Annotated in this window: 28 protein-coding genes and 1 pseudogene; 18 read left to right on the top strand and 11 right to left on the bottom strand. The window is 60.7% G+C overall.

Translation table 11 applies throughout. The features are described from left to right. Positions 1-80: 80 nt before the first annotated feature. Positions 81-542, top strand: a complete 462-nt coding sequence (locus G4D79_RS28125; RefSeq protein ID WP_007726499.1) for an Hsp20/alpha crystallin family protein — start codon at positions 81-83, stop codon at positions 540-542. A 58-nt stretch (positions 543-600) separates the two neighbouring features. Further along, positions 601-744 (top strand): hypothetical protein, encoded by a 144-nt coding sequence (locus tag G4D79_RS28130; protein ID WP_168422070.1) that lies wholly within the window; start codon positions 601-603, stop codon positions 742-744. A gap of 356 nt (positions 745-1,100) precedes the next feature. Here the strand turns inward: G4D79_RS28130 and G4D79_RS28135 are convergent, their stop codons facing one another. Beyond that, positions 1,101-1,817 (bottom strand): TetR/AcrR family transcriptional regulator C-terminal domain-containing protein, encoded by a 717-nt coding sequence (locus G4D79_RS28135; RefSeq protein ID WP_099698824.1) that lies wholly within the window; start codon positions 1,815-1,817, stop codon positions 1,101-1,103. A gap of 223 nt (positions 1,818-2,040) precedes the next feature. On the opposite strand from G4D79_RS28135, the gene G4D79_RS28140 reads away from it, so the two are divergent. The 4 genes from G4D79_RS28140 (at position 2,041) to G4D79_RS28155 (ending at position 5,611) form a co-directional block, all read left to right on the top strand. Beyond that, positions 2,041-3,372 (top strand): ice-binding family protein, encoded by a 1,332-nt coding sequence (locus tag G4D79_RS28140; RefSeq protein WP_099698823.1) that lies wholly within the window; start codon positions 2,041-2,043, stop codon positions 3,370-3,372. Then, positions 3,373-4,026, top strand: a complete 654-nt coding sequence (locus G4D79_RS28145) for a class F sortase (RefSeq protein ID WP_003943710.1) — start codon at positions 3,373-3,375, stop codon at positions 4,024-4,026. Positions 4,027-4,121: 95 nt separating this feature from the next. Then, positions 4,122-5,273, top strand: a complete 1,152-nt coding sequence (locus G4D79_RS28150; protein WP_007726486.1) for an alkane 1-monooxygenase — start codon at positions 4,122-4,124, stop codon at positions 5,271-5,273. Beyond that, a complete protein-coding gene (locus tag G4D79_RS28155; RefSeq protein WP_003943650.1) occupies positions 5,270-5,611 on the top strand; it encodes a hypothetical protein in 342 nt (113 codons plus the stop codon). The genes G4D79_RS28150 and G4D79_RS28155 overlap by 4 nt, the downstream gene beginning before the upstream one ends. A 78-nt stretch (positions 5,612-5,689) precedes the next feature. Here the strand turns inward: G4D79_RS28155 and G4D79_RS28160 are convergent, their stop codons facing one another. From G4D79_RS28160 to G4D79_RS28175, 4 genes are all read right to left on the bottom strand, one after another. Continuing rightward, complete coding sequence (locus G4D79_RS28160; RefSeq protein WP_042452357.1) at positions 5,690-6,106, bottom strand: hypothetical protein; 417 nt, start codon at positions 6,104-6,106, stop codon at positions 5,690-5,692. Positions 6,107-6,119: 13 nt separating this feature from the next. Beyond that, positions 6,120-6,881 carry a pentapeptide repeat-containing protein gene (locus G4D79_RS28165; protein WP_099698822.1) on the bottom strand — a complete coding sequence of 254 codons (762 nt, stop codon included), beginning with the start codon at positions 6,879-6,881 and terminating at the stop codon, positions 6,120-6,122. Positions 6,882-7,125: 244 nt separating this feature from the next. After that, positions 7,126-7,926 (bottom strand): peptidoglycan DD-metalloendopeptidase family protein, encoded by an 801-nt coding sequence (locus G4D79_RS28170; RefSeq protein ID WP_235868014.1) that lies wholly within the window; start codon positions 7,924-7,926, stop codon positions 7,126-7,128. A gap of 689 nt (positions 7,927-8,615) precedes the next feature. Continuing rightward, positions 8,616-10,331, bottom strand: coding sequence for a 3-ketosteroid-delta-1-dehydrogenase (locus G4D79_RS28175; RefSeq protein ID WP_003943733.1), 1,716 nt, complete (start codon positions 10,329-10,331; stop codon positions 8,616-8,618). A 187-nt stretch (positions 10,332-10,518) separates the two neighbouring features. On the opposite strand from G4D79_RS28175, the gene G4D79_RS28180 reads away from it, so the two are divergent. The 4 genes from G4D79_RS28180 (at position 10,519) to G4D79_RS28195 (ending at position 13,606) form a co-directional block, all read left to right on the top strand. Beyond that, entirely contained in the window at positions 10,519-10,659 is a 141-nt protein-coding gene (locus G4D79_RS28180; protein WP_156423194.1) for a hypothetical protein, read from the top strand. Positions 10,660-10,818: 159 nt separating this feature from the next. Then, a complete protein-coding gene (locus tag G4D79_RS28185; protein ID WP_064074889.1) occupies positions 10,819-11,367 on the top strand; it encodes a hypothetical protein in 549 nt (182 codons plus the stop codon). A gap of 468 nt (positions 11,368-11,835) precedes the next feature. Then, a complete protein-coding gene (locus G4D79_RS28190) occupies positions 11,836-12,258 on the top strand; it encodes a hypothetical protein (protein WP_047269059.1) in 423 nt (140 codons plus the stop codon). A 97-nt stretch (positions 12,259-12,355) separates the two neighbouring features. Continuing rightward, positions 12,356-13,606: an amidohydrolase gene (locus tag G4D79_RS28195; RefSeq protein WP_042452366.1), complete on the top strand. Its 1,251-nt coding sequence runs from the start codon at positions 12,356-12,358 to the stop codon at positions 13,604-13,606. Positions 13,607-13,672: 66 nt separating this feature from the next. Here G4D79_RS28195 and G4D79_RS28200 read toward each other — a convergent pair. After that, positions 13,673-14,848: pseudogene (locus tag G4D79_RS28200) on the bottom strand (MFS transporter); the annotation flags it as partial. 49 nt (positions 14,849-14,897) lie between these two features. Here G4D79_RS28200 and G4D79_RS28205 point away from each other — a divergent pair. Both G4D79_RS28205 and G4D79_RS28210 read left to right on the top strand, forming a co-directional pair. Beyond that, positions 14,898-15,347: a helix-turn-helix domain-containing protein gene (locus tag G4D79_RS28205; RefSeq protein WP_007726458.1), complete on the top strand. Its 450-nt coding sequence runs from the start codon at positions 14,898-14,900 to the stop codon at positions 15,345-15,347. A 23-nt stretch (positions 15,348-15,370) separates the two neighbouring features. Then, a complete protein-coding gene (locus G4D79_RS28210; RefSeq protein ID WP_099698820.1) occupies positions 15,371-15,973 on the top strand; it encodes a hypothetical protein in 603 nt (200 codons plus the stop codon). A 107-nt stretch (positions 15,974-16,080) separates the two neighbouring features. On the opposite strand, the gene G4D79_RS28215 is transcribed toward G4D79_RS28210, so the two are convergent. Continuing rightward, positions 16,081-16,302: an RGCVC family protein gene (locus G4D79_RS28215; protein WP_075832430.1), complete on the bottom strand. Its 222-nt coding sequence runs from the start codon at positions 16,300-16,302 to the stop codon at positions 16,081-16,083. Between the two features lie 238 nt (positions 16,303-16,540). On the opposite strand from G4D79_RS28215, the gene G4D79_RS28220 reads away from it, so the two are divergent. The 3 genes from G4D79_RS28220 (at position 16,541) to G4D79_RS28230 (ending at position 19,541) form a co-directional block, all read left to right on the top strand. Then, positions 16,541-16,885, top strand: coding sequence for a nitroreductase/quinone reductase family protein (locus tag G4D79_RS28220; protein WP_214514619.1), 345 nt, complete (start codon positions 16,541-16,543; stop codon positions 16,883-16,885). 234 nt (positions 16,886-17,119) lie between these two features. Beyond that, positions 17,120-17,851: a response regulator transcription factor gene (locus G4D79_RS28225; protein WP_039972719.1), complete on the top strand. Its 732-nt coding sequence runs from the start codon at positions 17,120-17,122 to the stop codon at positions 17,849-17,851. Continuing rightward, the gene (locus G4D79_RS28230) at positions 17,841-19,541 is read left to right on the top strand and encodes a GAF domain-containing protein (RefSeq protein ID WP_042452382.1); all 1,701 of its coding nucleotides are present in this window, start codon (positions 17,841-17,843) and stop codon (positions 19,539-19,541) included. Before G4D79_RS28225 ends, G4D79_RS28230 begins: the two co-directional genes overlap by 11 nt. A 3-nt stretch (positions 19,542-19,544) precedes the next feature. Here G4D79_RS28230 and G4D79_RS28235 read toward each other — a convergent pair whose 3' ends face one another. Beyond that, positions 19,545-19,925 carry a VOC family protein gene (locus G4D79_RS28235; RefSeq protein ID WP_007726436.1) on the bottom strand — a complete coding sequence of 127 codons (381 nt, stop codon included), beginning with the start codon at positions 19,923-19,925 and terminating at the stop codon, positions 19,545-19,547. 199 nt (positions 19,926-20,124) lie between these two features. On the opposite strand from G4D79_RS28235, the gene ctaD reads away from it, so the two are divergent. From ctaD to G4D79_RS28250, 3 genes are read left to right on the top strand one after another with little or no spacing between them, the layout of a single operon-like run. Beyond that, a complete protein-coding gene (ctaD, locus tag G4D79_RS28240) occupies positions 20,125-21,867 on the top strand; it encodes a cytochrome c oxidase subunit I (RefSeq protein ID WP_099698713.1) in 1,743 nt (580 codons plus the stop codon). Beyond that, on the top strand, positions 21,860-22,111 hold the full coding sequence (locus G4D79_RS28245) for a hypothetical protein (RefSeq protein WP_099698712.1): 252 nt from the start codon (positions 21,860-21,862) through the stop codon (positions 22,109-22,111). The genes ctaD and G4D79_RS28245 overlap by 8 nt, the downstream gene beginning before the upstream one ends. Then, positions 22,089-22,907: a universal stress protein gene (locus G4D79_RS28250; RefSeq protein WP_099698711.1), complete on the top strand. Its 819-nt coding sequence runs from the start codon at positions 22,089-22,091 to the stop codon at positions 22,905-22,907. The genes G4D79_RS28245 and G4D79_RS28250 overlap by 23 nt, the downstream gene beginning before the upstream one ends. 17 nt (positions 22,908-22,924) lie before the next feature. Here the strand turns inward: G4D79_RS28250 and G4D79_RS28255 are convergent, their stop codons facing one another. The 3 genes from G4D79_RS28255 to G4D79_RS28265 all read right to left on the bottom strand — a co-directional run bounded on the left by G4D79_RS28255 (position 22,925) and on the right by G4D79_RS28265 (position 26,180). Beyond that, positions 22,925-23,398, bottom strand: coding sequence for an NUDIX domain-containing protein (locus G4D79_RS28255; RefSeq protein ID WP_003941446.1), 474 nt, complete (start codon positions 23,396-23,398; stop codon positions 22,925-22,927). 79 nt (positions 23,399-23,477) lie between these two features. Beyond that, positions 23,478-25,700, bottom strand: coding sequence for a catalase/peroxidase HPI (gene katG, locus G4D79_RS28260; RefSeq protein ID WP_003941458.1), 2,223 nt, complete (start codon positions 25,698-25,700; stop codon positions 23,478-23,480). Between the two features lie 36 nt (positions 25,701-25,736). Next, positions 25,737-26,180, bottom strand: coding sequence for a Fur family transcriptional regulator (locus G4D79_RS28265; protein WP_064443491.1), 444 nt, complete (start codon positions 26,178-26,180; stop codon positions 25,737-25,739). Positions 26,181-26,390: the final 210 nt, after the last annotated feature.

Below are 26,390 nucleotides of genomic sequence, written 5' to 3' on the forward strand. Positions count from 1 at the left end.
TATCATGTTCTCGCACAGTAAGTTCGGTCGCCGTCGAGGTGACGGTGACCTTTCTTAGACGATACGGGAGGTGTGTTGCTGTGCTTCGTTTCGATCCTTTCACCGACATCGACGCGATCACCAAGTCCCTGCTTGCCACCGGAACCGGCAGCAGCCGAAGTCCACGCTTCATGCCGATGGACCTCTACAAGATCGATGACCACTACGTCCTTCACGCCGATCTTCCCGGCGTCGACCCAGGATCAGTGGACGTACAGGTAGACGGCTCGACCCTCACCCTGACCGCGCACCGCAGCGCCATTTCCGAAGAGGGAGTGACGTGGCTGGCCGGTGAGCGTTTCACAGGAACATACAGAAGGCAGCTGTCCATCAGTGAGGACATCGATTCCGAACGGATCGTCGCCTCATACGACAACGGCGTGTTGACCGTGACCTTACCGATCGCAGAGAAGGCGAAACCGCGGCGGATCGAAATCTCGTCGGGGCCGCCGTCCCGCACCGCAAACTCCGAGGTGAAAACCCAAGGACAGATCGAAGCCTGACCTGAACGGCTTGGCACGAAATCGACTGTACGAGAGCCTTTCATCCAGGAGGTCCACTATGCCCGCGCCAATCATGCCCCCCGCCGCAGCTCTGGCTGAACCGGTCGTCTGGAACGAAGACCCGCAGCGGCAAGGCTGGTGGAAGCGCATCCTCGCGGCCACCCCGCCCGAGAACCCCACCAACGAAGAATTTCAACCCTGACAAAACCAGACCGTGTTCGCCGAATACGGTCACCCACAAATGAATTGATGCCTTCCGTCCGTCCACCGAGGCGGACGGAAGACATTTACAGGCGCTCTACACACGTTCAGCTCGATGAAGCATTCCGGCCGAACCGAAGAGCCATCACCTGCAGCAGGTCAGGAACCGCCCGAAATGGGCGAAGCAGGACGAAACACTCACACAACAAGGACGAAGCTCGCCGCCACCTGCCAACCGTGACTCGTACGGTTGAAATGTAGACGTCAGTGACTGCGCTGACGCTTACCGACCTCGTCGGTCCCCTGAATTGTGTGGCCGTCGAGGTCGTCTCATGTCGATACCCAAACTGAAAGTGGTCAGCCCTCAACCCTCGTCGGAGGAGATGCCGTCGCCAGACCCTCCAGAAGGATTGCCAGACCGCGCTCGAGTTCGTCCTGCCCGTCGTAGTGAGCCATGATCGTAGCCATCGACCGCAGTCTCGGAAACTCGGCAAGCGCAAGCCGATGCAGACCGAGCCGCAAGAGATCGTCCGTCTCCTCGGGATTTTCGACTATTTCCTGAAGCTCGTTGAGAATGTGCCCGTTGAGGAAGCCGAACACTGCTCGGTAGATGTGTAATGCGTCTTCAGGAGTGAAACCGGCCCGTATCAGCAGTTCGAGAATCGCTTCGACGTAGCGCAACGTCCCGGGAGGACGCAATCCGAGCGGGGTGGACAGCGGCCGAGTGACCAGCAAAGGAACCACGTTGGGGTGCGCGAGCGCGAGGCGGCGATACCCGTACGCAACTGCGTGCAGCTGCCCCCTCCAGTCGCGATCGGACGGGTCGACGACCAGTTGTTCGAGCACGGTCTCGACGACCCCGTCCAGCAGGGCCGCCTTGTTGGCCGCGTACCTGTAGAGAGTCATCGGATTTCTGTCGAGCGCTTTGCCCAGTCGGCGCATGGAGAGGCCGTCGGCACCTTCCTCGTTGATGATCGCCAACGCCGTCGAGAGTACGAGCGCCCTGGTGAGGGGCTCCTCGCGGTCCGCGGCGGGAATCAAACCCTTAGTGCGATCTGGCGAGTGTCCGGTCATCCACAAAACATACATCGTATGCCTACGCGTTGACAGAACAGTACGGCTGGTTTACTGTTCGGATACGCCCTATGCATACAACGTATACACACAACGTATACCCGGAATGTCCGGATTTACGTGGGCGCTCATCGATACGTCCCGGCGCCGGAGTCGGCGCGGACGTACGGACTCACTTTCGTCGCATGAGTCCCTTCTTCAAAGGATCGAAGATGAACAGAACATGACAGCACCCACCGCAACACGACGCTCGCGGTTCTTTCAATTCTCGGGTATTGCAACGATTTCCGTTTTCTCCGTCGGCATTCTCGTCTTGCCGGCCGGCACTGCCGGCGCGGAAGCGACTGCTGTCGGACTCGGCACCGCTGAGCCCTTTGCAGTCCTTGCCGGAGCAGGAATCACCAACACCGGACCGACAACCCTCGGCGGCGATATCGGCACGTATCCGACTCCAACCATCACCGGTGTATCGGACCTGACGATTACCGGCACCAATCATGGTGGCGACGCGGTATCGCAGGGAGCGAAACCCGACGTGTTGACTGCCTACAACACTCTTGCCGGTCAGGGACCCACACAACCGACGGGAGCCGACTTGACCGGTCGGACACTGGTTTCGGGTGTCTACAACTCCGGTTCGTCGATCGCACTGTCGGGAACCGTCACCCTCGACGCGCAAGGTGACCCCGATGCAGTCTTCGTCTTCCAAGCGGGATCAACGCTGATCACATCGTCGTCCAGCACCGTTGCACTGATCAACGGAACGCAGGCGTGCAATGTTTTCTGGCAGGTTGGAAGTTCCGCCACCCTCGGCACCAACTCCGTCTTCCGAGGAAACCTCTTGGCGCTGAAAGACATTACTGCCACAACCGAGGCAACCGTCGAGGGTCGACTGTTGGCGATCAATGGCGCGGTCACTCTCGATACGAACACCGTTACGATCCCGACCTGTGCGCCTCCTGTCACGACCACGACTCCGACCACTACGACGACTACAGTCCCGCCTGACACCGCGACGACTACCACCACGACGGTGGTCCCGCCGGAGGTGACTACAACCACGACGGTCGTCCCGCCGGAGGTGACTACAACCACGACGGTCGTCCCGCCGGAGGTGACTACAACCACGACTGGTACACCGGTGGAAGCGACGACCACCACACCAGGGCCGAACGGCACGACTACAACCACTGTGGACGTACCGCCGATCATCACGACCAGCCGAAACATTCCGTCCATACCCGAGATTCCCGGTCTCCCACCACTGCCGGGAATACCTCCCACCGTTCCGGGGACGGTAACCGTCCCGTCTCGGGTGCCGACGACGTCAGCTTCTCGAACGGGTACCCCGACCACTCAACCGGTAGGCCCGGGATCCCCGAATGTTCGAGCCCCTCAGGTGCAGCAGGTACCACGAGGGTCGGTCGACACCGGTGACGGAAGCACACAATCCCAACGCGGCGGACAGTCCAGTGGAGGGTGGATCGCCCTGCTCGTCGGCTTCTTCAGCGTCGTGGCTATGTCGGCCCTCGTCATCCGTCGGACAAGTCGATAGATGAAAGACGAAAACTCCGTGATGGCTCCGCGAACTCGCCGAGCCATCACGGCTCTCGCCCTTACTGTTTCAGTACTCGTAACGGTGGTCGGATGCGCCGGTGGACAATCCGACAGCGGAAATTCACAACCACACTCGTCGCCTCGACAAGACACCACATCCGCGCCACGCGCCACTGACTCTGCACTGCCCGAAAGGGCGCCGGTAACTGCTGAACACCGCCCCGCGCGCCTCGAAATCCCGTCCATCGGCGTCGACACCGACATCATCGATCTCGGACTCGATACCGATGGAGCACTCGAGGTCCCACCGGATGGGAAGGACGCAGGGTGGTACACCGGCGCTCCCGCACCCGGTGAGGTCGGACCGGCAATCATCGCCGGCCACGTCGACTGGCAAGGCACCGACGGGGTCTTCTTCGATCTGCGGAATCTCGAAACAGGAGCCGACATCATCGTCACCCGCGAAGACGGAAGTCGCGCAGTGTTCACCGCTACCAGTGTCGAACACTTCCCCAAAGAGGACTTTCCCACCGACGTCGTATACGGCGACATCGACCACCCCGGACTCCGGATCATCACGTGCGGTGGATCCTTCGACGAAACCGCACGCAGTTACAACGACAACATCATCGCATTCGCAGACCTGGCCTAACCGCCTGAGACGCCGCAGCACACCACTTCGAAAGTCCGCACGAACCGTTGGAGAGCAATGACCGTATTCCACTTTCCCGTGCTCGAGAAGTTTCGATGACAGACACCGACGACATTCGAGCGAGCGCCGAAGCAGGTGTCGACGCTCCTGCATGGCGGGATCGGAAGCGTTACTGGTGGCCGTTGGGATTGCTGATCCCGCTGAGTCCCTTCCTGTCCTGGCTGCTGGTCGAATATTTGCACCTCGGCCTGTTCTGGGCGACCGGTGCCTGGATCCTGATTCTCGTCATCCCGATCGTCGACGTCGCAGTCGGCGCAGATGGCCGCAGCCCACCGGACAACGTGATCGCGGCATTGCAGGACGACCGCTACTACCGATGGTGTACCTACCTGTTCGTGCCACTTCAATACGCTGGCCTCGTCTTCGCCGCATGGTGTTGGGCGCACGCCCCGATGGCAACCGGAGAGAAGATCGCACTGGCGATGACCGTCGGCGTCGTTGCGGGCGTCGGTATCAATGCCGCACACGAACTAGGCCACAAGAGCAGCCGCCTCGAGCGGCGGTTGGCGAAAATTGTGCTCGCTCAATCGTTCTACGGGCACTTCTACATCGAGCACAATCACGGTCACCACGTCAACGTTGCGACGCCGCGCGATCCCGCCAGTGCTCGTTTCGGGGAATCGTTCTGGATATTCCTGCCCCGCAGCGTATTCGGAGGTCTGAAATCGGGCTGGCGGATCGAATCAGCACGCCTGCGCCGGCAGGGTTCACCCGCACTGTCGCCTCGAAACAACATCGTGCAGGCATGGTCGCTGAGCGCCGCACTGTTCGGGACGTTGATCACCTTATTCGGGTGGCAGATACTGCCCTGGCTGCTCCTGCAAGCCTTGGCCGGGATCACGTTCCTCGAGGCCGCAAACTACCTCGAACACTACGGATTGCTCCGTGCGCGAAGACAAGACGGCAGCTTTGTCAAAGCCCGGCCCGAAGACAGTTGGAACAGTGATCATCTCTTGTCCAATTTGTTCCTGTACCAATTACAACGACACAGTGACCATCACGCGAATCCGCGTCTGCGCTACCAATCTCTGCGCAGCGCTCCAACCGCTCCGCAACTCCCTGCCGGATACGCGGTGATGATCGTCTGCGCTGCCGTACCACCACTGTGGCGGCGGATGATGGATCACCGTGTCCTCGGCTACTACAACGGCAACGTCGAGCTCATTCACACCAAGGCGACGATATGAATGACAATGCCCGAGACGACGACCACAGCGACGGGCACTACACGGCCACCGGGCCGACCAAACACGCCAGAGCTGCGTACCAGCCGGCGCGCACCCGGCTCAGACGAGCCGCACCGAGCCTGGACGTCGTCGCTGCCGCGGAGTACCTGTTGACCCAGCCCGACGCATACCTCTATCGCCGCCGATACCTCGACCTGATCACTCAAACCCCCGGGCCCGACGGAACATCGATCACCGACTACGCCGCAGCTGAACGCTACCTACTTGTCACCGCTACCGCGCACCGCAGAACTCATAGTGAGGTTCGTCCATTGCCGGCACCCGGCGATTTTCTGTGAAGTGGTCACCGCAGTGTTTGATGCCAGAGAGTGACAACAGCCTGACGAATTCGGGAGCGCAGCATTTGTCATTTGCCATCACAGCTTTGATTCGCGCTCGCCAATGTCATCGAGGATCAAGAACTCGATCTTCGCTCGCTCCCCGTCCGCATCGAAGTCGTTGTCGCGGTCTGAGACACGCGTGATCAGTTCCGTCAGTGCCGCATGGATCGTCGTGTACAGAAATGCACGCGGGTCGGGCACCCCCATCACGTCGTCAGTGTTCATCTGTACCTGCGCCGTAGCGGTACGCCTGCCCAGAAATACACGCGGAAGCCGGATCCCGGTCGGATCGGTCACCACGGAGATGTCGCCACCAACGACAACAAACAGATCGAAGTCGTACTGCATCGCGATGCCCCTCAGCCGGTGTCTGAGCCGAGTCAACTCCTCGATGAAGTCAAGCGGCACCGACGGTCCACCGAAGACTGTCCTGAACGTGACCCCGCGAGTCATCGATCTGCCCCCTTTACGAATCATCCATTTCAGGATCGAGGGCCATACCCTCTGTGTCCCCCACGCCAAGTGCTCGGGCATATCGACCGGCATACCGCTCCAGTGCGACTGCTGAATCGGCCTCACCTTCCCATTGATCCGGAATCGCGGTGCCGTCACACGTTGTTCGCGACACTTGCGCCTCGGAGAACTCGACAGCGGTCCGGATGAAGGAACACCGCACAAAACTCGTGGCCGCCGAGAATCGTGCGCCGCCGAAAGTGCACTCCACGAATGAGGTATCGGCGAACTGCGCACCAGTCAGGTCTGTGTCGTCGAATGCGCATCGTTCGAACACAGTATTGGGCACGGAGCGGAGCCCGCGTGCTTTGGCTCCAGTGAAATCGCAATCGACGACCCTCGGTCCGAGCGCCAGACGAGAGAGCGTCGCACCCCGGAAACTGCACCGTTCGAATCGGCGATTGAAACGGGGCTGTCCGGTCAGTGCCACGAAATCGAAACGGCAGTCGAATAATTCGGATTCGAAGACGGAGATCGGACCCCGAGCGAAACTCAGATCAATCCGTTCCAACGTGAGATACCGGATGTCCAATCCAGCGCTACCCGCTGTCAGGCCACGCACATCGATCAGCCCGTCATCGGTCTCCGCCCATGGGGAGACGAGAGTGTGGGGCGGCTTGACGATCCGCGACTGATCGAGCAGCTGCGCCCGTAAATTATCGACGCCCTCATCTGACCAACGTCGACGTAGGGAGGTGATCGCGGACCGGTTCACGGGCTCAATAGTATCGGCAAGATCCCCAGCGATTGGCCGTGGCTGCCCTAGAAGCGAACCACCACACATCAGTACTTCGGTAGGAATCACTTCTCGGAGCGCGCAAAACAGCCGGACCGTGAAATGCACGGCCCGGCTGCAGCGCTCACGCGCACGAAGTGGAACTCGGAGTCAACTGGGGTACTGAAACCGGTCGTGTACGAGCCGTTGACTCATCTCCGGATCAGTATCGAATTATCAACTCTCACAAGTTGATCACGTCGCCCACAAGGATCTGATCGGGATTGACGATCTGCGGATTCATGTCCCACACCTGCTGCCAGGTGAGACCTCGTTCTGTCGCGAGGTCGAACAATGTATCACCGGCTGCAACGACTACCTCTGAGCCGGGCGCTGGAGCCTCCGACTCCGGAATGCTTTCTAGCGGTACAGATTCGGATGCCTCAGAGTAGACAACGGGAGCAGGCGCCGGTTCCGGTGCAAATTCGGGTGCTACGTCCTGTGCCGGCGCGGGCGCGGGAACAATACTTGACCCGGTATCGCACGCCCCGATCGAACTCAGGAAGGACATGGGATCGACGGCGCCTCCACTGTGAATGCGGAGATGCAGATGTGGGCCGGTGGAGCTACCGGTGTTACCCGTTGCCCCGATCTCGTCGCCTACCTCAACGTGTTGCCCCACACCGACCCATGTTTCGGAGAGGTGGCCCATCTGAATCTGCTCGCCACTGTCCGCTTCCAACTGGATGTACGTTCCATATCCACCCGGATCATTGGGTCCGGCAACAGAAATCGTGCCCGATGTGGGCGCGTGGAGCGCGGTGCCGACGTTGACAGCGAAGTCGACTCCGTCATGTCCCGCGTGGTAACCCTGCGAAAGTGATCCGCTTACCGGCCACTCCCAATTGCAACTCGCCGACCAGCCCTGCGCACCGGCGGTACCTGCATTGGCTACTGCTCCGGCCCCCACAAGGGCGCCCAGTCCCGCAGTTACGGCGATGAATCGTTTTGTGCTGGAAGGCTTGTGTTTTCTGTGCTTACTCATGTTTTCCTTGACTGATGTGCTCGGAGCAGGTGCAGGCTCTACCCGCAGACAGCACTCAATACGTGCTGAGCTACTTGGTGTATCGCACCAAGACTCCGTTGGAGTGAAATGTTCGGATCGCGCCATGGAGAGAGGTACGGTGACCGCTCTCGAACGCGAGCGCGCGCATAGACCCGCAGGTCTGCATCTCCTGGTGACAGCACAGGAGATACGGGTTCTACATCGAGGCAGTGCCTGAATCGATCGTTGATCGAGGACTACGAATGCCGGAACAAACCGAAGGCTTCTCATTCGAAGATCGACAGGGTGGGTGTCTACCCGGATGGTCGGAAAGGGGGTGGAACATGGAGATCCTTGCGTTGCGGATGAGGAATCACCTCATACGCTGTCGCTTCACGACGCTCCACACCACGGTTGAATTACCTGGGTACATACCTGTTTTTGCGCATTCGACCCGACCGGTCGATATCAGGCGCGCCTTCGGTAGATGGCATCTGGTCGCACAATCGCCAGTGCCCCATGTCACTTCTGGAGACGATACCGCGTCTTGGTCACCCGGCGCGTCAGCGTTACCGAGATGGGACATACAGGCGGCATTGCTCCTACAAGCCGAACGGGAGACCAGTGCACGTTCCCGGCATCGGAAACGCGTGCTGATCTCCCGTTCGGCGATCTGTTGCCTAGTGGATCTACTGCTGAGTCGAAGCTACTTTCTCGGCTGCGTGGTGAGCGGCAATGTATCCGTAAACCAGCCCCTGGCCGATCGTTGCACCGGCGCCCGGGTAGGTGTGACCGAATGCGTTGGCCGCAGTATTGCCGATCGCGTACAGGCCGTCGATCACGCTGCCGTCCTCACGAAGCACGCGTGCATGCTCGTCTGCCTGCACACCGCCGCAGGTGCCGAGGTCGCTGAGCGTCATCTTCACTGCGTAGAGGGCACTCGTGTCGAGCTTCCTCAGGTTCGGGTTCGGGGACACTGTCGGGTCGCCGTAGTACCGATCGTATGCACTTCCGCCGCGACCAAATTCCGCATCGCTACCGGCAGCAGCGGCCTCGTTGAACTTCTCGAAGGACTCGGCAAAAGCCTCCTCGGGAAGACCGACCTTGCGGGCAAGTTCGACCGGACTGCTCGCCTTGTGCGCGATGCCGGAGTCGAAGAATGCCTGCGGAAGCGGCTGACGAGGGAAGATACCGCCTGCGAACACGTAGCTGTTGCGGTACTCCTGGTCGAAAACAAACCACATCGACTCGGCCGGATCTCCGGCCTTTTCCCGTTCGAGCACGCGCTGGCCGAACGACATGTAGTCCGTCGCCTCGTTCACGAATCGACGACCGGTCTGGTCGACGATGAACGAGCCTGGCAGCGCACGCTCTGCGAGCATCACCATCGGCGGGCGGCCCTTGATGCTTGCCACCGCGGGGAACCACCACGACTGATCCATCGATCCGATACCTGCGCCGAGCTCTTGTGCTGCCTCGATCGCTTCGCCGGTGTTGCCCTCTGCGCCCAGGCTCTCGTGCTCACCGAGGCTCTCCGACTGGTACTTGTGGCGCCACTCCATGTTGTGGTCGAACCCGCCGGCTGCCAGAACGACACCACGCCGAGCGGTCACCGTCACTTCACGTCCGTCTTGCACCACAACTGCACCCGTTACGCGGCCATCTTCGGTGATGAGTCGAACCAACGACGTTTCCGTCCACACCGGGATACCGGCCTGGACCACACCTGCGAACAGGCCGGCGGCGAGCGCCTGACCGCCTGCGATGTATTCACGCTTGAGTACGTACTTGCCGTAAACGCCCTGCGCCAGGCGGCGGATGATGCGAGGGAAAGCCTTGCTCGGCTTCTTCACCATCAGGTTCATCCACTTGTAGTCCGCACCTGTCACCGGCATCGGCAGTCCGGCTTCCATCAAACCGGGCCGCAGGCGACCGCGTTCCGCGCCGAGTACCGACGCGTCGAACGGCAGGCACTCGCAGGTACGTCCGGCGGCGCTACCTCCCGGCAGTTCGGGGTGGTAATCGGAGTATTCCTTGGCCCAGAAGAACTTCATGGGCGTCGTGCGGTAAAGCATGTCGACGGTGGCGGCACCGTTGTCGACGAATGCCTCCCCACGTTGGGCAGGGGCAGTATCACCGACCACCGAACGCACGTATGTCTTCGCGCGCTCAACGGTGTCGCCCGCACCGGCTTTCGCCAAGATCGGGTTGGCAGGCATCCAGAAAGCTCCACCGGACCGCGCCGTCGAACCGCCAACGTACTGCGTCTTCTCCACGATCAGCGTGGACAAGCCGAGCTCGTTCGCGGTGAGGGCGGCAGCCATGCCGGTACCGGACCCGATCACCAGTAGATCGACAACGATGTCCTTGGCTTGTGTCGCGGGGGGTGCCTGATTCTTCGCCATTGAACAAATCCCTTCACGTGGTTATCGACGTAGAACGCTAAGGCAGTCGCGGCGCAGAAGGTTCCGGATGCCCAGTCAGCGGGACATTGCGAGTGGATTGGCGAAGAACGGCTCCTGCCACGGTTCGGGCGTTGTGCCCGCCCCAGCAGAATCGCGGCTTGCCTTCTTCGATGTCTACGCTGCTCACGTGAGGACAAATCCCAGCTTCGGCATCGTCGACGAAACGCTCGGCACCCTTGCACGCGGCATGCTTCCCCGCCTACGCCACGTCTTCGAGCAGCACCAGGCTCTTCACCGTCTGGCCGTCGAAGCGATTGTCAACGTCTGACAGACTCGTGCGGTTTGCATTTCATGGACGGGTACTGGCCGGCAGTTCGCTTCAACGGCGACGATGGCGTGATCGAGGTGACTGTCGAATCCTGACCGCGATCCTCGTCTCGGGCTGTCGGCTGATGTTCCTCGGCACTGATGAAGAATAATCATCTACATGAAATGGAACACCCCTACAGAGACCGGCTGGTTCGTCAACCTCGCCGAAGGTGGTTCGGCCGTATCGATATTCGATCCGTCGGGGAACGTTCAAGGCGAACTGATTCCCGCATCCGACGACGGATCGGAGAGCGTTGCCAGCGGGCGGAAGAGGAAATCGTCAACAGCCGAGCAGGATCGATCCAGGCTCACATTCCGCAAAGGCCGACCTGCATCACTTCGATTGTCCGACGGAACGATCGGGACCCTGATCGACCAGAAGCCCAAGGCCATGCGCCGCAAGAACAAGCTGTGCGAAGTCGATATCGCGGGCAGAACATACCTCTTCGTTCATTCATCGGGCCGAAAGGCAACAGCCCGGCGTAACGGAATCGCATTGGCACACATGGAACGTGGCCGATGGTCCGCTAGAAGCACCGTCGCCAGAAGAACCCTCACGGCAACGGACGCCCTTGACGAATGTGTCCTGACACTGTTTCAGAAGGTAGTGACACCTGGACGTACCGGCGCCTTCGATCAGGTACTGACCGACCTCAGCAACATATGACGTACGCCATTCGGTGGATCTCAACCGCACTCGAGATACTGACTTTCAACTCTCAGGTCCACGGACATGCCTTGGACACAATGAGTTTCACATCGCGGAGCGGAAGGCTGAAACCAGATCATGGTCAATGTCGACGCTTTGAACACGCTCGCCCAGCGATTGTCGCCAGGTGCGATGATCACAGATCCAGATCTACTCCAGTCCTATCGGCAGGACTGGAGTTTCGATCCCGCAGCCGGAACACCGGTTGCCGTAGTACGTGCTTCGACGACGGCAGAGGCGGTTCGACGGACGGCATCTGAGGCCGCCACATGTAGCGAATAGCGACGAGTACCTGAATTCTCCTGTGCAACCGGATATGGTGAGGCTGTCGTCTTCAATGCGGCGATGCAAGAAGGGAAGCTACGACCAAAACGTTACGTCGGGGAAGACAAGCAAATCACCTGGACATGGCTGGAGGCCTCCGTGATGAATCTCGTTCGCCGACTGAGCGTCTGCACATCCGTCGTGATCGCTTCTACTCTGACGTCGGTAGCGCTCGCATCCGCCGCGGTGACCATTCCATTCCAGATCAACCCTGCGCCGTACGGCAACCCGAACGGCAGCTTCGACGCGCCGGCCGTCCGCTGCGTAGCTGTCGTCGGTGAACAACCCGGCACGGTGACGATCACCGGAGGCAAGGAAGGCCGGTGGGGATGCCTGCTCTCGTCCGAAGTGCGCTGGCTGAACCTTTCGACCGGGGCCTCCGGCTCCGCTCGGCTCTCGGACGGTCTCAACGGAGTCCCAGCAGAGGCGATCGTGCAGACCGGGACCGGTCAAGTCGCTGTTGCCGTGCTGTCCGTGGCCGGATCCATCATCACCCCAGGTGTCACATCGTTCTACGTGCCGTAGCACCAGACTCCGCATCACCGGCACCGTGGGACCTAAGGTCCTGTTTACCGACCCGTCATCCCGGTTAGCCTGAAAAGACGCTACCGAGAGGACACTCATGACCTCGTCAGTGCACGAAACGATCGCCGTGGATCTGGATTTGATCGACCTGTACAAGGACCTCCACAGCCATCCGGAACTGGGGTTTCACGAGCAACGAACATCCAGTCTGGTGGAAAGACATTTAACAGCACTTGGATTCGACACCACCACCGGTGTCGGGACTACCGGAGTCGTCGGAGTCCTGAAGAACGGAGCGGGCCCCACAGCGCTGCTGCGTGCGGATATGGACGCCCTCCCGGTTCGGGAAGAAACCGGATTGGACTACGCCAGTACCGTGACAACGACCGACGATCAGGGGAAGACCGTCTCGGTCAGCCACGCGTGCGGCCATGACCTGCATACGACCTGCTTACTCGGTGCGGCCCGGATCCTCTCTCAGGATACGACGACCTGGTCTGGCACTCTTGTCCTCGTCTTCCAACCGGCTGAGGAACTTGGCGCGGGTGCGCAAGCCATGGTCGACGACGGACTGTTCGAGCGATTCCCGAGGCCCGACATCGTTCTCGGACAACATGTATCGCCGCTACCGGCAGGCACGATCGCCGGGCACGCCGGCCCCTCGTATGCGGGATCGGACTCACTTCGTGTGAGACTGGTCGGAAAGGGCGCCCACGGATCTATGCCGGAGAACTCGGTCGATCCCGTGGTCATGGCAGCCGAAACCGTGTTGCGTTTGCAAACTGTCATCTCACGCGAGGTCCCGAGTACTGCCACAGCTGTCCTCACCGTCGGCTCCATCCATGCTGGAGATGCCGCCAACGTCATTCCCGGCGAAGCAGAACTGCAACTCAACATCCGCAGCTACGACGCAGGTGTGCGTCAGCGCATCCTGGACAGCGTCGACCGCATCGTCCGGGGCGAAGCGGCCACCGCCGGTGCACCCACCTCACCGACCATCACAGAGACGGAGCACTTTCCGATCGTCGTCAATGATCCGGCAGCGCTGGACAAGACACTCGATGCGTTTGCCGAATGGTTGGGGACGAACAAGATTCTCGATCCCGGTGCGGGAGCAGGTAGTGAAGATGTCGGCATTCTCGCGACCAGTGCCGGTGCGCCACTGTCGTACTGGCTGTTGGGCGGTACCGACCCTTCACTGTTCACGACAGGTGACATGACTGATCCGGCCTTGCGAACCGTGCCGTCGAACCACTCTCCGCACTACGCTCCCGTGATCGAGCCGACCCTGACCATCGGTGTGAACGCCTTGGTCGTCGCGGCCAGGACGTGGCTCCCAACTCCCTAGAGTGTTGCGGGTCCGCAATCGATCGATCGTCCATGCGATCAAGGCTGCAAACGCGTAGGCGCCGCCGAGAATACTTGCAGCGCCCCACCCTGCCGCGTCGAAAACCATAGTGGTGGAAACCGCCCCAGCCGCGCTGCCCAACGAATAGAACACCATGTAACTACCGATGATCTGCCCCGACGATTCCGGTGTGTTCGCGACGATCAGATTCTGGCTCGTGACATGAACAGCCTGTACGGCGAAGTCCAACGCAACAACACCGACTACGAGTAACACCAGCGAGTGCGTCGCCTGCGCGTTGAATACCCACGACAGCAAGAGAACGACCAAAGACGCCCCGGTGACGCGTTGCGCTTTGCCTTGATCGGCCCACCGACCGGCACCGACCGCGCCCAATGCTCCAACCAATCCTGCGATTCCGAAGAGCCCGATCTGTGTGGTCGACAACCGCCATGGTTCCTCACTCAACGGCAGGGCCATTCCGCTCCACAAAGCACCAAAGGACGCGAAAAGGAACAAGGCGATCAGGGCCCGGGTGCGAAACAGTCGGTTCGTAAGCGTCAACGTCACGACAGACCCCATTGCACGCACGTACGAACGCCTATCGTGTTGCAAACGAGGATCTTTCGGCAGCATCGTCAGCGCGACGGCCGCGACCAGTACCGAAATGAAAGTGGATCCCGCGTAGACCGCCCGCCAGCCTGCCAGATCCGCAACTGCGCCGGCGACAGTCCGAGCGAGGATGATGCCGACGACAACGCCGCTGGTGATGACACCGATGTTTGCGCCCCGCTCGTCCGGGTCACTGATTGCCGCAGCATAGGCAACTATGACTTGAACAACTACCGAGAACGTGCCTGCGACCGCCATCCCGATCAACAGCTGCAGATTCGTGGTGGCCAGAGCAACAAGCATCGTTCCCGTTGCAGCAGCGACGATCTGGATTGCGATCAATTTCTTTCGATTCACGAGATCGCTCAATGGCACCAACACGATCAACCCCACCACATAACCGAGTTGGGCGAGTGCGACTACGAAACCGAGGCCGGCCGGAGGAATGGAAAGATCCGAGCCTATTTGCCCGAGGAGCGGCTGTGCGTAGTAGATGTTGGCTACCGAGACCCCGCAGAGCACTGCGAGCAACAGGCGAAGTCCGCGAGACATTTTCAACTTGCCCCGCGAGTTCTCGACAGCATGACGTACAGGCACTTCCACCTCAACTTGGTTGCGTTTTGATACCATTTGGAGGTTACGTCAATACAGTTTCAAAACGCAACCAATGAGGAACTCGATGCCGGATCGCGCACAATGGACAGACCCGCACTGCCCGACGGCCCGAGCGGCCGACATCATCGGCGACAGATGGTCGCTGCTGATCGTGCGTGACGCCTTCGACGGGTCATCGAGATTCAGTCAGTTTCAACGAAACCTGGGCATCGCAAAGAACATTCTCACGGACAGGCTCAAAGTCCTTGTCGAGCAGGGAATCTTCGAAGTCCAACCGAACGCGCAAGGTACCCGCAACGAGTACATCCTGACCGAACGCGGTATGGATCTGTTCATCGTGATCATTAGCCTGCGACAGTGGGGAGAGCGCCACGCCTTCGATGACGGTGAGCCACACTCGATCTTGATCGACGACACCACGGGCGATCCGGTTCCCAGGCTTCGACTGATCAACACACGGAATATCGACCTGGACCCTACAAGTACACATGTGGAGAAGGTCGAGGAAGGTTGACCCGCAACTCGCCAGATTGACAGATGGGCGCACATGATTCGAAGTACGCGCATACTCCGACCATGACTGTCGATCTCGAGTTCTCCTGGCCGCAGTTTCTCTGGATTGCATTCATCTTCGTCGGCGTGCCCGCAACTATCGGCGCGAGCATCATCTGGACAATCTGGCGTTCGGAACGAACTGGCCTGGAGCACTCCACGACCGCCCTCGGCGGCGGGCACACGGGATCGGGCTCACTCGGACTGTGGAGCACCGGCCTGTTGGCCTTTGCACTGGGCTTTCTGTCTTGCGTGGGCTGGCTCAGCTGGTCAGCCGACTACAAAGGCGGATTCCGCGGCCCCGGCCTGCCTGCCCCGACACAGTTCCCCACCTGGCAGGTCGTCGCCTGTGGACTGACAGTGATTCTGGCGTGTTTCGGTTCCGCCCATTGCTCGCGATGGATGAAGGCCGGCGGTATGACGGCCGCTGCCGGCACTGCTGCAGGATTCACCACCGCATTCAGCATCGACGCCAGTGCCGATGTCACCGGACAGGCAGGCGTGGGCGTCGCACTGTCCACAATCGGATGGGGCCTCACCCTTACCGCACTGATGCTTCTGCGCAGCAAGCGGTCGCAACGAGGGTGAATCTGTCACTCAGTGCGGTTCACCCGCGGCGCGTTCAGTGGCGCGGGCAGTGTCGTCGAGGTGACAGTCGAATCTTGGCGTATGAATTGACGTGATGCCCAGGCGGATCAGTATCGCGAGTAGTGCTGAATTTCCTCACGATCGGCAGCGCAGATGCACTTTCGATCGAGACCGCGGTCGGCAGTCACTGCGCAGAAGCGAACCCCGAGCGGATCGTGGGATTCCATACTGTGCTGACACGCCGGGCAGATCGACGGTGTTTTCTGATCCTCGTCAGTCGACTCGGATTGCCCTCGTGCATTCGACACATCGGACGGGTTCGACGCCATACAGGCGCTCCAGTTCTCGGCCGTTCGACCACAGACCGGGTTGGCGTCGAGGACGACATGGCTTGACCGCGCATATTCGAATGACCCTCGACGTACCCCACGCTACTCGCTTCGGCACACCGGTTTGTACCAATTTCTGCCCACGCGACAATCCCGGTCGAGCAGGATAGAACTACTGCACGCACCATTTCCGTGCAGGATTCGAATTCGTGCAGCATTCGTCGTGAAAGGGCTTCTCGTGAACACTTTCCAACGTGTATCCGCCGCCGTGAACGTAGTGGTCCAACCACTGATCGGCGCTCCGACCGTAGGCAAACTACTGGGCCGTTCCATGACCGTCATCACCTACGTCGGACGCAAGTCCGGTCGCACCTTCAGCGCGCCCGTGTCCTACAAACGAAAAGGCGACCATGTGACGATCGGCGTTGCCATGCCGGACAAGAAGAGTTGGTGGCGCAATTTCTACCCGGAACAAGGTCCGATCGTTCTCCAACTGGACGGTATCGATCGCCCCGGCGAGGCACTCGCACACCGAAAAGGCAAGGGTGTCTACGTCTCCGTCGAACTCGCTCCCGTCGACTGAGCGGATCGAACAGCCACCGGTGCAATCACATTCAGCTCACACCCACCGCCTCACGAGATCTGGGTGATTCAGATCTCGTGACGGTCGGGACCTTTGACTCTGTGCAATCGAGACTCGGTCTCGCACCCTTCGACGCGGGTTTTTTGTCGACCATCGGTCGGACAACCCGATCCTGTCGGGACATTACCGTCCGGTAACATCGACGGCAGGCGTGAGCTGGAAGAGGTGACCACCGTGACGATCGGCATCTATCTGGTCGACGACCACGAGATCGTCCGTCGTGGATTGGCAGACCTGTTGAATCAGGTATCGGGATTCAACGTTGTTGGCGAGGCGTCGTGTGTTCGCGAAGCCTCGGCCGGAATACCCGAATGCCGACCCGACGTGGTTGTCATGGACGTCAGACTTCCCGACGGTAACGGTGTGGAACTGTGCCGAGAACTGGCGTCGACCTACCCGAGCGCCGCCACTTTGATGCTCACGTCGTACTCCGACGACGACGCACTGCTCGACGCCCTGATCGCCGGCGCACGAGGATTCGTCCTCAAGAACATCCGCGGCCACGACCTGGTGTCGGCGATCCGCACGGTTGCTACCGGCAAGTCGCTGTTGAACACCCAGGCGGTGATCGGTTTGGTCCGGCGCATCCGGTCCGAACAGGAGTCGGGTACTGCGGCAGCCCTGTTGACCGATCAGGAGCTCTTGATATTCGAGTTGATCGGCAAGGGACTGAGCAATCGAGAGATCAGCTCGCACGCAGAACTCTCGGAGAAAACAGTCAAGAACTACGTCTCACGCATCCTCGAGAAACTGGGTCTCGAACGTCGAACGCAGGCCGCAGTTCTGGCGACAAAGCTTCGTGCGGGCACTTCGCACCCGGATCCTTCGGGCCAGGCGACCACTCACCTGCTGACGCCATCCGGCTCGCCCTTCTCCGCCACCACGGGCACGCACCATGCCAGGTAGCCGCGACGCGCTCATGCTCAGCCTTTTCGGCGACATCGCCGGAAGCGCAGAGCTGACTGCTCTCAACCCGACTGCAATTCCCAAACTGCTCAGTGCCGTGTTGACCGTCGGGTCCACACTCCAGCTCGACGAAACCCTGCAACAGATAGTCGACGTCGCGCGACATCTCCTCGAAGCGGACTACGGCGCGCTCGGCGTGAAATCCCCCGACGGACGCTTGTCCCGATTCATCCACTCCGGTTTGACTCAAGGGCAGGTTGCCAAGATCGGGCATCTTCCCGAAGGACACGGCCTGCTGGGCCTGGTCGTTCGAGAACCGTGCCCGGTTCGAACCGACCGAATCTCCTCACATCCGTCCTCGGCAGGGTTTCCGACCAATCACCCGCCGATGGACACGTTTCTCGGTGTTCCGATCTTCGTCAGGGGCGAGGTGTTCGGCAGCATCTACCTCGCGGACAGCTCAGAACGGACTGCATTCGACGACCGCGACGAGGCTGTACTCCAGATTCTGGCAAATGCTGCGAGCATCGCCATCGACAATGCGCGTCTATTCGAGGAATCCCGGACGCGAGAAGCCTGGCTCAAGGCCGTCGCCGCCGTCAATGCACGTCTGCTCAGCGGCGGATCCCGCGACGAGACGCTGGCGGAACTGGTTCGGACGACGCGGCACCTCACGGATGGAAATCTTGTGTGCGTCGTTCGCTACGACCTCGGCAGAGAGCCGGTAGTCCACGTCGCCGATGCTGCTGATTCCCAGCCTGTCCCCGCGACCGGATCAGCCGTCGATCTGTCCGGGACCGTGATCGACGACGCTGCGCGGAGCCGGCGGCCGATCTCTGCACCACATGGCAGTTCCGTTCCGGCGCTGAACGTTTCCGGCGACGAATCAGTGGTCGCACTCCCCCTCTCCGGGACCTCGTTCGGCGGCGGTGTTCTCTTCGCGTCACGCCGCAGCAACCGCCCGTGGGGAGTGGACGAGATCGAGCAACTGACGGCGATGGCAGACATCGCTTCTGTCACTGTCGAATTCGCAGAACAGCAACGGAAAGAAAGACTGGTCGACGTCCTCGAAGATCGCGACCGAATCGCGCGGGATCTCCATGACCACGTCATCCAACAGCTGTTCGCCACCGGGTTGAGTTTGCAGGGGGTGCTGCAACGTCCAGGCGACGAGGACACCGTTCGAACCGTATTGGACACCTCTGTCGATCAACTCGATCGAACAGTCCGTGAAATCCGCACCGCAGTCTTCGACCTCCATACGAGCGAGATGTCTACTCCCACAAGCCTGCGGCGGCGACTACTCGATGCCGTCAACGGTCTGTCCGGCCACTCGTCGATCACTCCCAGCGTCACTTTCGAGGGAACCATCGACAGTTCCGTCCCGTCTCGACTTGCCCCGCATGCCGAAGCCGTTGTGCGCGAGGGCTTGAGCAACGCTCTGCGGCATGCACATGCCGATGCCATCGACGTCACCATCCGGGCCACCGAGGAGCTTGTCATCAGCATCGTCGACGACGGTGTGGGAATCGACCAGGCAACCAGAATCCACGGTCTCGACAACCTGGCGACCCGCGCTCGTCAGTGCGGAGGCTCGAGCAACATCACCAGCGAGAACGGTGTCACCGAACTGGTGTGGCGTGTTCCGCTGAGCCCCAGGCGAAGTCCGTTGCCGATCCAGCATCGTTGAGCGTCAGAGCGGATCCAGTTGGGCCTTGAGCAGGCAGAACTCGTTACCTTCCGGATCGGCCAGGACATGCCATTGTTCGTGCCCTGTCTGGCCGATGTCGGCCGGCCGCGCACCAAGACTCAGCAGGCGTTCCAGTTCGGCCTCCTGATCGCGATCGGTGGCGTTGACGTCGATATGCAGGCGGGGCTTGCCCTTCTCCGGTTCGTCTCTGCGACTGAGGATGATCGTCGGCTGCGGACCGCCGAACCCTTCGCGTGGGCCGATCTCCAACGAACCGTCGTCCATTCGATCGAGCACGACGAAGTCCAGGACCTCGCACCAGAACCGGCCCAGCACCTCGGGTTCCCGGCAACCGAGCACCAGTTCACTGATACGACATGCCATGACCATCTCGCTTTCTTTCGGCTCGTGAAGACAACTCTCTCGACCGTACCGGACCACGTGATCTACGCCATGCCTCTGTTCCGATCCTAGGGACCTTTTCCCCTCGTCCGAGTTCCCGGTCGCCACGATCATTGCGTTATGTTCCAAAGTCCCAGGCATTCTCGGTCTTTCGTCACGTCGATGTGCGTAGGCGGCCATCGTGGTTGATCTCGCGCCCCGGCCGGTCGGTGAGGTCGATTCCCCCGCCGATGCAATTCCCCGAACCGCTCCGAAGGGTTCGAAACTGGTCGAGATCCTCAGGACCACCGATCACAAGATGATCGGTCTGATGTACATCGTGACATCGTTTGCCTTCTTCTTGATCGGCGGACTGATGGCACTACTCATGCGCATGGAATTGACCGTTCCGGGAATGCAATTCCTGTCCAACGAGCAGTACAACCAGTTGTTCACCATGCACGGCACGATCATGCTCCTGCTGTACGCGACCCCGGTGTTCTTCGGATTCGCCAACTACCTCATGCCACTGCAGATCGGGTCGCCGGACGTGTGTTTCCCGCGACTCAACGCCTTCAGCTACTGGCTCTATCTCTTCGGCGGCCTGATCGCGTCCGCCGGATTCGTAACACCTGGTGGTGCGGCAGATTTCGGCTGGACCGCCTACGTACCGCTCACCAGCGAACTCCACTCCCCCGGCATGGGCGCCGACCTGTGGATCATCGGTCTCGCTCTCGGCGGGGTCGGCACCATCCTCGGCGCAGTCAACATCGTTTCGACGATCGTCTGCCTGCGCGCCCCGGGTATGACGATGTTCCGCATGCCGATCTTCACGTGGAATGCGCTGGTCGCCAGCATGCTGATCCTCCTCGTTTTTCCGCTGCTCGCTGCTGCCTTGATCGGACTGTGGGTGGACCGGCACCTGGGAGCGCACCTGTTCGACCCCGCCACCGGTGGAGTCATGTTGTGGCAGCACCTGTTCTGGTTCTTCGGCCATCCCGAGGTCTACATTCTGGCGCTGCCGTTCTTCGGCATAGTCTCGGAGATCTTCCCCGTCTTCAGCCGCAAGCCGATCTTCGGATACACCGGATTGGTCTACGCAACATTGGGAATTGCTGCACTGTCGATCGCTGTGTGGGCGCACCACATGTACGCAACCGGCGCCGTTCTTCTCCCCTACTTCTCGTTCATGACCTTCCTGATCGCAGTTCCCACCGGAGTCAAGTTCTTCAACTGGATCGGCACCATGTGGAAGGGGCAGTTGACTTTCGAATCGCCCATGCTGTTCTCCGTCGGCTTCCTGGTCACATTCCTGTTCGGCGGACTCTCCGGCGTCATCCTTGCCAGCCCGCCCTTGGACTTTCATGTCACCGACTCGTACTTTGTTGTCGCGCATTTCCATTACGTCCTCTTCGGAACAATCGCGTTCGCGACATACGCCGGAATCTACTTCTGGTTCCCGAAAATGACCGGCCGGATGTTGGACGAGAAGCTCGCCAAGATCCATTTCTGGTTGACCCTGATCGGCTTTCACGCAACATTTCTCGTCCAGCATTGGCTCGGCGCCCAGGGCATGCCTCGGCGGTACGCGGACTACCTGCCGTCGGACAATTTCACTCTTCTCAACACGATCTCGACCATCGGCGCGTTTGTGCTCGGAGCCTCGACGATTCCGTTCATCTGGAACGTTTTCAAGAGCTACCGGTACGGCCGAATTGTGACCGTCGACGATCCTTGGGGCTTCGGAAACTCGCTCGAATGGGCGACGTCCTGCCCACCACCGCGACACAACTTCACCGAACTCCCCCGAATCCGCAGTGAGCGGCCGGCATTCGAACTGCACTACCCCCACATGGTCGAAAGAATGCGCGACGAGGCGCATGTCGGACTGCTTGGTCACAAGACGGTTTCCGACGTGAGAACTGAGGTGAAACAACATGAATGACGGCACGAAGTACCGAGCCTGGGCAGAAAGGCAGCACCACGAACGCCGAGCGAAACCCGGCCATCTCCTCGCCCCGTTGCTCGTGCTCATGTTCGCTGTCACGACGCTCGTGTGGTTGCCCCTGACGACTGCCGCGTGCTCGATAATCGTCGCAGGATTGCTGTTCGGCACTGTCCTGCAAGCTAGTTCGCGTTCAACAGACACAGCTCGAGGAGTTCACGATGAAGCCCGAACTATCGACTGATCTCATCACCTCGGAGTGGTCCGCGGACGGAGCGGTGGTCGTGTGCATCGACGAATCCCCGCTGCGCCCCGACGTGATCACGTGGGCGGCTGAGTTCGCACATCGCCACGGTCTCTGGATGCGAATCGTTTTCGTAGCTCCGAGCGCCGATCTGAACACCTCGGCATCGCCGACCGGCCTGTTCATGGAGGCCATTCAGATCGCCGAGTCGGTGTCGCCAGATCTTCGGATCCGGACCGATCTGATCTCCGGGGAGAACACCGCAATCCTCACCGCGTTGACGTCCGAGGCCGCCTTGATCGTCGCAACACAGGACGATCCCGCCGCACCTGGTCCGACATGTTCGTTCGCAAGAGTCGGAACACCGCGTGAAAGCAGCGCTGCGGCAGCCTTGCCGGTTGTCGTCGGTTTGGACGGAAGCGCCTACAGCGAAAGCGCTCTGGCCATCGCGTTCAAGGAAGCAGAGGCAGCGAACACCGAACTGGTCGTCGTGCACGCAGCGCCGCCAGAGGCCGAGCTGCGTCGAGACTTCGCATCCGGGCACTCGCCCCAGCACTCGACGCCGCTGACGTGGCAACTGTCGGGTTGGGCCACGCTCTACCCTGGCGTCGCGATCCGTCAGATCGAGTTCGACGGCCCCTCGGTTGCCATTCTTGAACAACTCTCCACCGAGGCACGGCTTCTCGTCGTGGGCCGGCGCGGACGAGGTTCGTTCGACGACACCGCTCTCGGCACCACGAGCAGTGCGATGATTCGAAAAGCACACTGCCCGGTCATCGTTGCCAGCGAAGCCTGAATCAGATCCTCACCCGGTCAGAAGCCGTAACTGTGGATGGGTGCGAGCTGACCGGAGTGATGGGCTTCGATTACGAAACGCTCGTGGTCGACCAACTTCTCCGGGAGTTCGTCAACCGGCCACCACCGCAGATCTGCAGATTTTAACGGCTCCATCCGGCGTGGTTCACCCGACCACGTGCGGCATTCGTAGAAGAAGTCCACTCGATGATCCACCGGTTCGCTCCCGTCCGCGTGGCGGCGATGCAACACGGTCAGCGGCTTCAGTTCCGAGGAAAGCAACTCGACACCAAGTTCTTCCGCAGCCTCCCGAACGGCAGCGTCGATCGCCGACTCCCCCAGTTCGACGTGGCCCGCAGCAGCGTGAGCCCAGTATCCGTCCATGAATCCCGTGCCCTCGCGCAATTGCAGCAGCACCTCGCGCCGTTGTACCGGGTTGCTTCGACAGAACATCACGTACACCGCTGGTACCAGCGCAAATTGATCGGCCACACGACCACGCTATCGTGCGCGTGAAATGACGGCGCCCCGCGAGAACAAGCTCGCGGGGCGTCGTCGACGATCTGCCGGATCAGTTCACGTCGAACCGGTCGAGGTCCATCACCTTGGTCCAGGCTGCGGCGAAGTCCTCGGCGAACTTCTGCTTGGCGTCTGCGCTGGCGTACACCTCGGCGAGTGCACGCAGTTGCGAATTCGATCCGAAAACGAGATCGACCGCAGTTGCCGTGTACTTCGGATCGCCCGTCACGCGATCAACGCCGTCGTATACGTTTTCGTCCGTCTTCGACGGCTTCCACTCGGTACCCATGTCGAGAAGGTTGACGAAGAAATCGTTGGTCAACGTCTCGGGACGATCGGTGAACACGCCGTGACGGGTATTGCCGAAGTTCGCGTTCAGCGCGCGAAGTCCGCCGACCAGCACTGTCACCTCGGGCGGGGTCAGCGACAGCATGTACGCGCGGTCGACCAACAGAATCTCTGCCGGAATCTTCTCGCCTCCCTTGAGGTAGTTCCGGAATCCGTCGGCCCGGGGTTCGAGTACCTCGAACGAGTCGACGTCTGTCTGCTCCTGCGTTGCATCCGTTCGGCCCGGCGTGAACGAGACCGTGATGTCCTGTCCGGCGTTCTTCGCAGCCTGTTCGACGGCCGCTGTACCGCCCAGAACGATCAGGTCGGCGAGAGAAACCTTTGCTCCACCAGCCTGGTTGAAGTCCTGCTGAACACGCTCGAGAGTCTGAAGCACCGCGGAGAGAGCTGCAGGCTCGTTGACTTCCCAATTCTTCTGCGGCTCCAGTCGGATTCGCGCACCGTTGGCGCCGCCGCGCATGTCCGTGCTGCGGAAGCTCGCGGCAGACGCCCACGCCGTCGATACCAACTGCGAAATGGACAGCCCGGAGTCGAGAAGTCGACTCTTGAGGATCGCGATGTCTGCGTCCCCGATCAGTTGATCATCGGCCGAGGGAACCGGGTCCTGCCACAGCTGCGGCTCGGGAACCCAAGGTCCCAGGTAGCGCGTGACCGGTCCCATGTCACGGTGAAGGAGCTTGTACCAAGCCTTGGCGAACTCTTCGGCGAATTCTTCCGGATGATCGAGCCAGCGCCGGGTGATCTTCTCGTACGTCGGATCCAGGCGTAGGGACAGGTCGGTCGTCAGCATCGTCGGGGTGCGTCCGGCCGACGAATCGAACGGATCCGGGATGGTGCCCGCCCCCGCGCCGTCCTTCGGAATCCACTGCCACGCACCCGCCGGACTCTTGGTCAGCTCCCAGTCGTAGCCGTACAGAATCTCCAAGAAGGTGTTGTCCCACTTCGTCGGAGTGGGAGTCCACACGACTTCGAGACCACTGGTGATCGCGTCCTTACCCACACCCGTGCCGAAGGCACTCTTCCAGCCCAGTCCCTGCTGCTCGATGGGAGCACCTTCCGGCTCCGGTCCGACGAGGTCGGCCGGTCCGGCTCCGTGCGTCTTGCCGAAGGTGTGACCGCCGGCGATCAGCGCAGCTGTCTCCACGTCGTTCATCGCCATGCGGGCGAACGTTTCTCGGATGTCGCGGGCGGCCGCTACCGGATCCGGTTGCCCGTTGGGTCCTTCGGGATTGACGTAGATCAGGCCCATCTGCACGGCTCCGAGCGGTCCGGACAGCTCACGGTCTCCGCTGTAACGCTCGTCGCCGAGCCAGGTGTCCTCGGGACCCCAGTAGATCTCCTCGGGCTCCCAGATGTCTTCTCGGCCGAATCCGAAGCCGAAGGTCTTGAACCCCATCGACTCCAGGGCACAGTTGCCCGCGAACACCAGCAGGTCGGCCCAGGAAACCTGCTTTCCGTACTTCTGCTTCACGGGCCAAAGCAGGCGCCGGGCCTTGTCGAGGCTGGCGTTGTCCGGCCAACTGTTGAGCGGGGCGAAACGCTGAGCACCTTGGCCGCCACCGCCGCGGCCGTCTGCAATGCGATAGGTGCCGGCAGCATGCCAGCTCATACGCACGAAGAGTCCGCCGTAGTGCCCGTAGTCGGCCGGCCACCAATCCTGCGACGCCGTCATCAACGCGATGACGTCGCGCTTTAGCGCCTCGACATCGAGCTTGGCGAATTCCTGGGCGTAATCGAAGTCGGCACCCATCGGATTCGACTTCGACGAATGTGAATGCAAGACAGAGAGATCCGGCTGATTCGGCCACCAGTCGCTGTTTGTTCTCGGACGATTCCCGGTAGGCGTCGGAGACGGGATTGCGGGGTTTTCACTTTCGCTGGTGCTCTCGGTGTTTCCGTCGTGAGCAACCGGGCAACTATCGGACACGATAATCCCTCCATGAGCGAGTAGAACGGACTTCGATCACGTTTGTGATCGCAAACTCTGAGTTGTCGAGCAGTCGGGACACAGGCCCCAGTAAATGACCTCGGCTTCGTCGAGAACGAAACCGTTGTGCGCCGACGGCGTCAAACACGGTGCCTCTCCGACTGCGCAGTCGACATCTGAAACGACCCCACAGGACCGGCAGACGACGTGATGATGGTTGTCGCCGACGCGTGACTCGTACAGCGCCACCGATCCGGACGGTTGGATCCGCCTGATCAGCCCGGCGTCGGTGAGAGCGTGCAACACGTCGTAGACCGCCTGCCGCGACACCCCAGGCAGAACAGCCCGCACAGCATCGAAGACAGTCTCGGTGGCTGCGTGTGGGCGTGCATGCACAACCTCGAGCACCGTGACTCTGGGACGAGTCACGCGAAGCTCAGCGTTACGCAGTTGGGCTGCATAATCCGGCGTCGAAGGCACCTTTCCACTATTGCGCAATCTTCTGGACTGAACCCAGACTTTCGCGAAAATCATCGCTGACAGGGCCCTCCCGCCCGATTCGTCCGTGCTGGAAGTGAGCCGGATTCCTCGCTCTTTCTGGCGTCCCCACACCGCCTTCAGGTTTGTTGCGCGTCGACGCGTCCTGCTGTGTGGTTCCACAAACTCCGACAATCTCCCCTTCGTCCAACT

The sequence above is a fragment of the Rhodococcus sp. WY5 genome, assembly GCF_018588185.1.
Classification (GTDB): Bacteria; Actinomycetota; Actinomycetes; order Mycobacteriales; family Mycobacteriaceae; genus Rhodococcus_F; species Rhodococcus_F qingshengii.

What these genes read in the sequence shown, in the direction of transcription:
- G4D79_RS28235 (WP_007726436.1), bottom strand. Translation starts at nt 19,925, where the DNA reads ATGGCATGTCGTATCAGTGAACTGGTGCTCGGTTGCCGGGAACCCGAG.
- G4D79_RS28155 (WP_003943650.1), top strand. Translation starts at nt 5,270, where the DNA reads ATGAATGACAATGCCCGAGACGACGACCACAGCGACGGGCACTACACG.
- G4D79_RS28245 (WP_099698712.1), top strand. Translation starts at nt 21,860, where the DNA reads ATGAATGACGGCACGAAGTACCGAGCCTGGGCAGAAAGGCAGCACCAC.
- G4D79_RS28160 (WP_042452357.1), bottom strand. Translation starts at nt 6,106, where the DNA reads ATGACTCGCGGGGTCACGTTCAGGACAGTCTTCGGTGGACCGTCGGTG.
- G4D79_RS28250 (WP_099698711.1), top strand. Translation starts at nt 22,089, where the DNA reads ATGAAGCCCGAACTATCGACTGATCTCATCACCTCGGAGTGGTCCGCG.
- G4D79_RS28230 (WP_042452382.1), top strand. Translation starts at nt 17,841, where the DNA reads ATGCCAGGTAGCCGCGACGCGCTCATGCTCAGCCTTTTCGGCGACATC.
- G4D79_RS28135 (WP_099698824.1), bottom strand. Translation starts at nt 1,817, where the DNA reads ATGACCGGACACTCGCCAGATCGCACTAAGGGTTTGATTCCCGCCGCG.
- G4D79_RS28195 (WP_042452366.1), top strand. Translation starts at nt 12,356, where the DNA reads ATGACCTCGTCAGTGCACGAAACGATCGCCGTGGATCTGGATTTGATC.
- G4D79_RS28145 (WP_003943710.1), top strand. Translation starts at nt 3,373, where the DNA reads ATGAAAGACGAAAACTCCGTGATGGCTCCGCGAACTCGCCGAGCCATC.
- G4D79_RS28210 (WP_099698820.1), top strand. Translation starts at nt 15,371, where the DNA reads ATGGGCGCACATGATTCGAAGTACGCGCATACTCCGACCATGACTGTC.
- G4D79_RS28205 (WP_007726458.1), top strand. Translation starts at nt 14,898, where the DNA reads ATGCCGGATCGCGCACAATGGACAGACCCGCACTGCCCGACGGCCCGA.
- G4D79_RS28185 (WP_064074889.1), top strand. Translation starts at nt 10,819, where the DNA reads ATGAAATGGAACACCCCTACAGAGACCGGCTGGTTCGTCAACCTCGCC.
- G4D79_RS28190 (WP_047269059.1), top strand. Translation starts at nt 11,836, where the DNA reads ATGAATCTCGTTCGCCGACTGAGCGTCTGCACATCCGTCGTGATCGCT.
- G4D79_RS28170 (WP_235868014.1), bottom strand. Translation starts at nt 7,926, where the DNA reads ATGAGTAAGCACAGAAAACACAAGCCTTCCAGCACAAAACGATTCATC.
- G4D79_RS28175 (WP_003943733.1), bottom strand. Translation starts at nt 10,331, where the DNA reads ATGGCGAAGAATCAGGCACCCCCCGCGACACAAGCCAAGGACATCGTT.
- G4D79_RS28130 (WP_168422070.1), top strand. Translation starts at nt 601, where the DNA reads ATGCCCGCGCCAATCATGCCCCCCGCCGCAGCTCTGGCTGAACCGGTC.
- G4D79_RS28150 (WP_007726486.1), top strand. Translation starts at nt 4,122, where the DNA reads ATGACAGACACCGACGACATTCGAGCGAGCGCCGAAGCAGGTGTCGAC.
- G4D79_RS28215 (WP_075832430.1), bottom strand. Translation starts at nt 16,302, where the DNA reads ATGGCGTCGAACCCGTCCGATGTGTCGAATGCACGAGGGCAATCCGAG.
- G4D79_RS28140 (WP_099698823.1), top strand. Translation starts at nt 2,041, where the DNA reads ATGACAGCACCCACCGCAACACGACGCTCGCGGTTCTTTCAATTCTCG.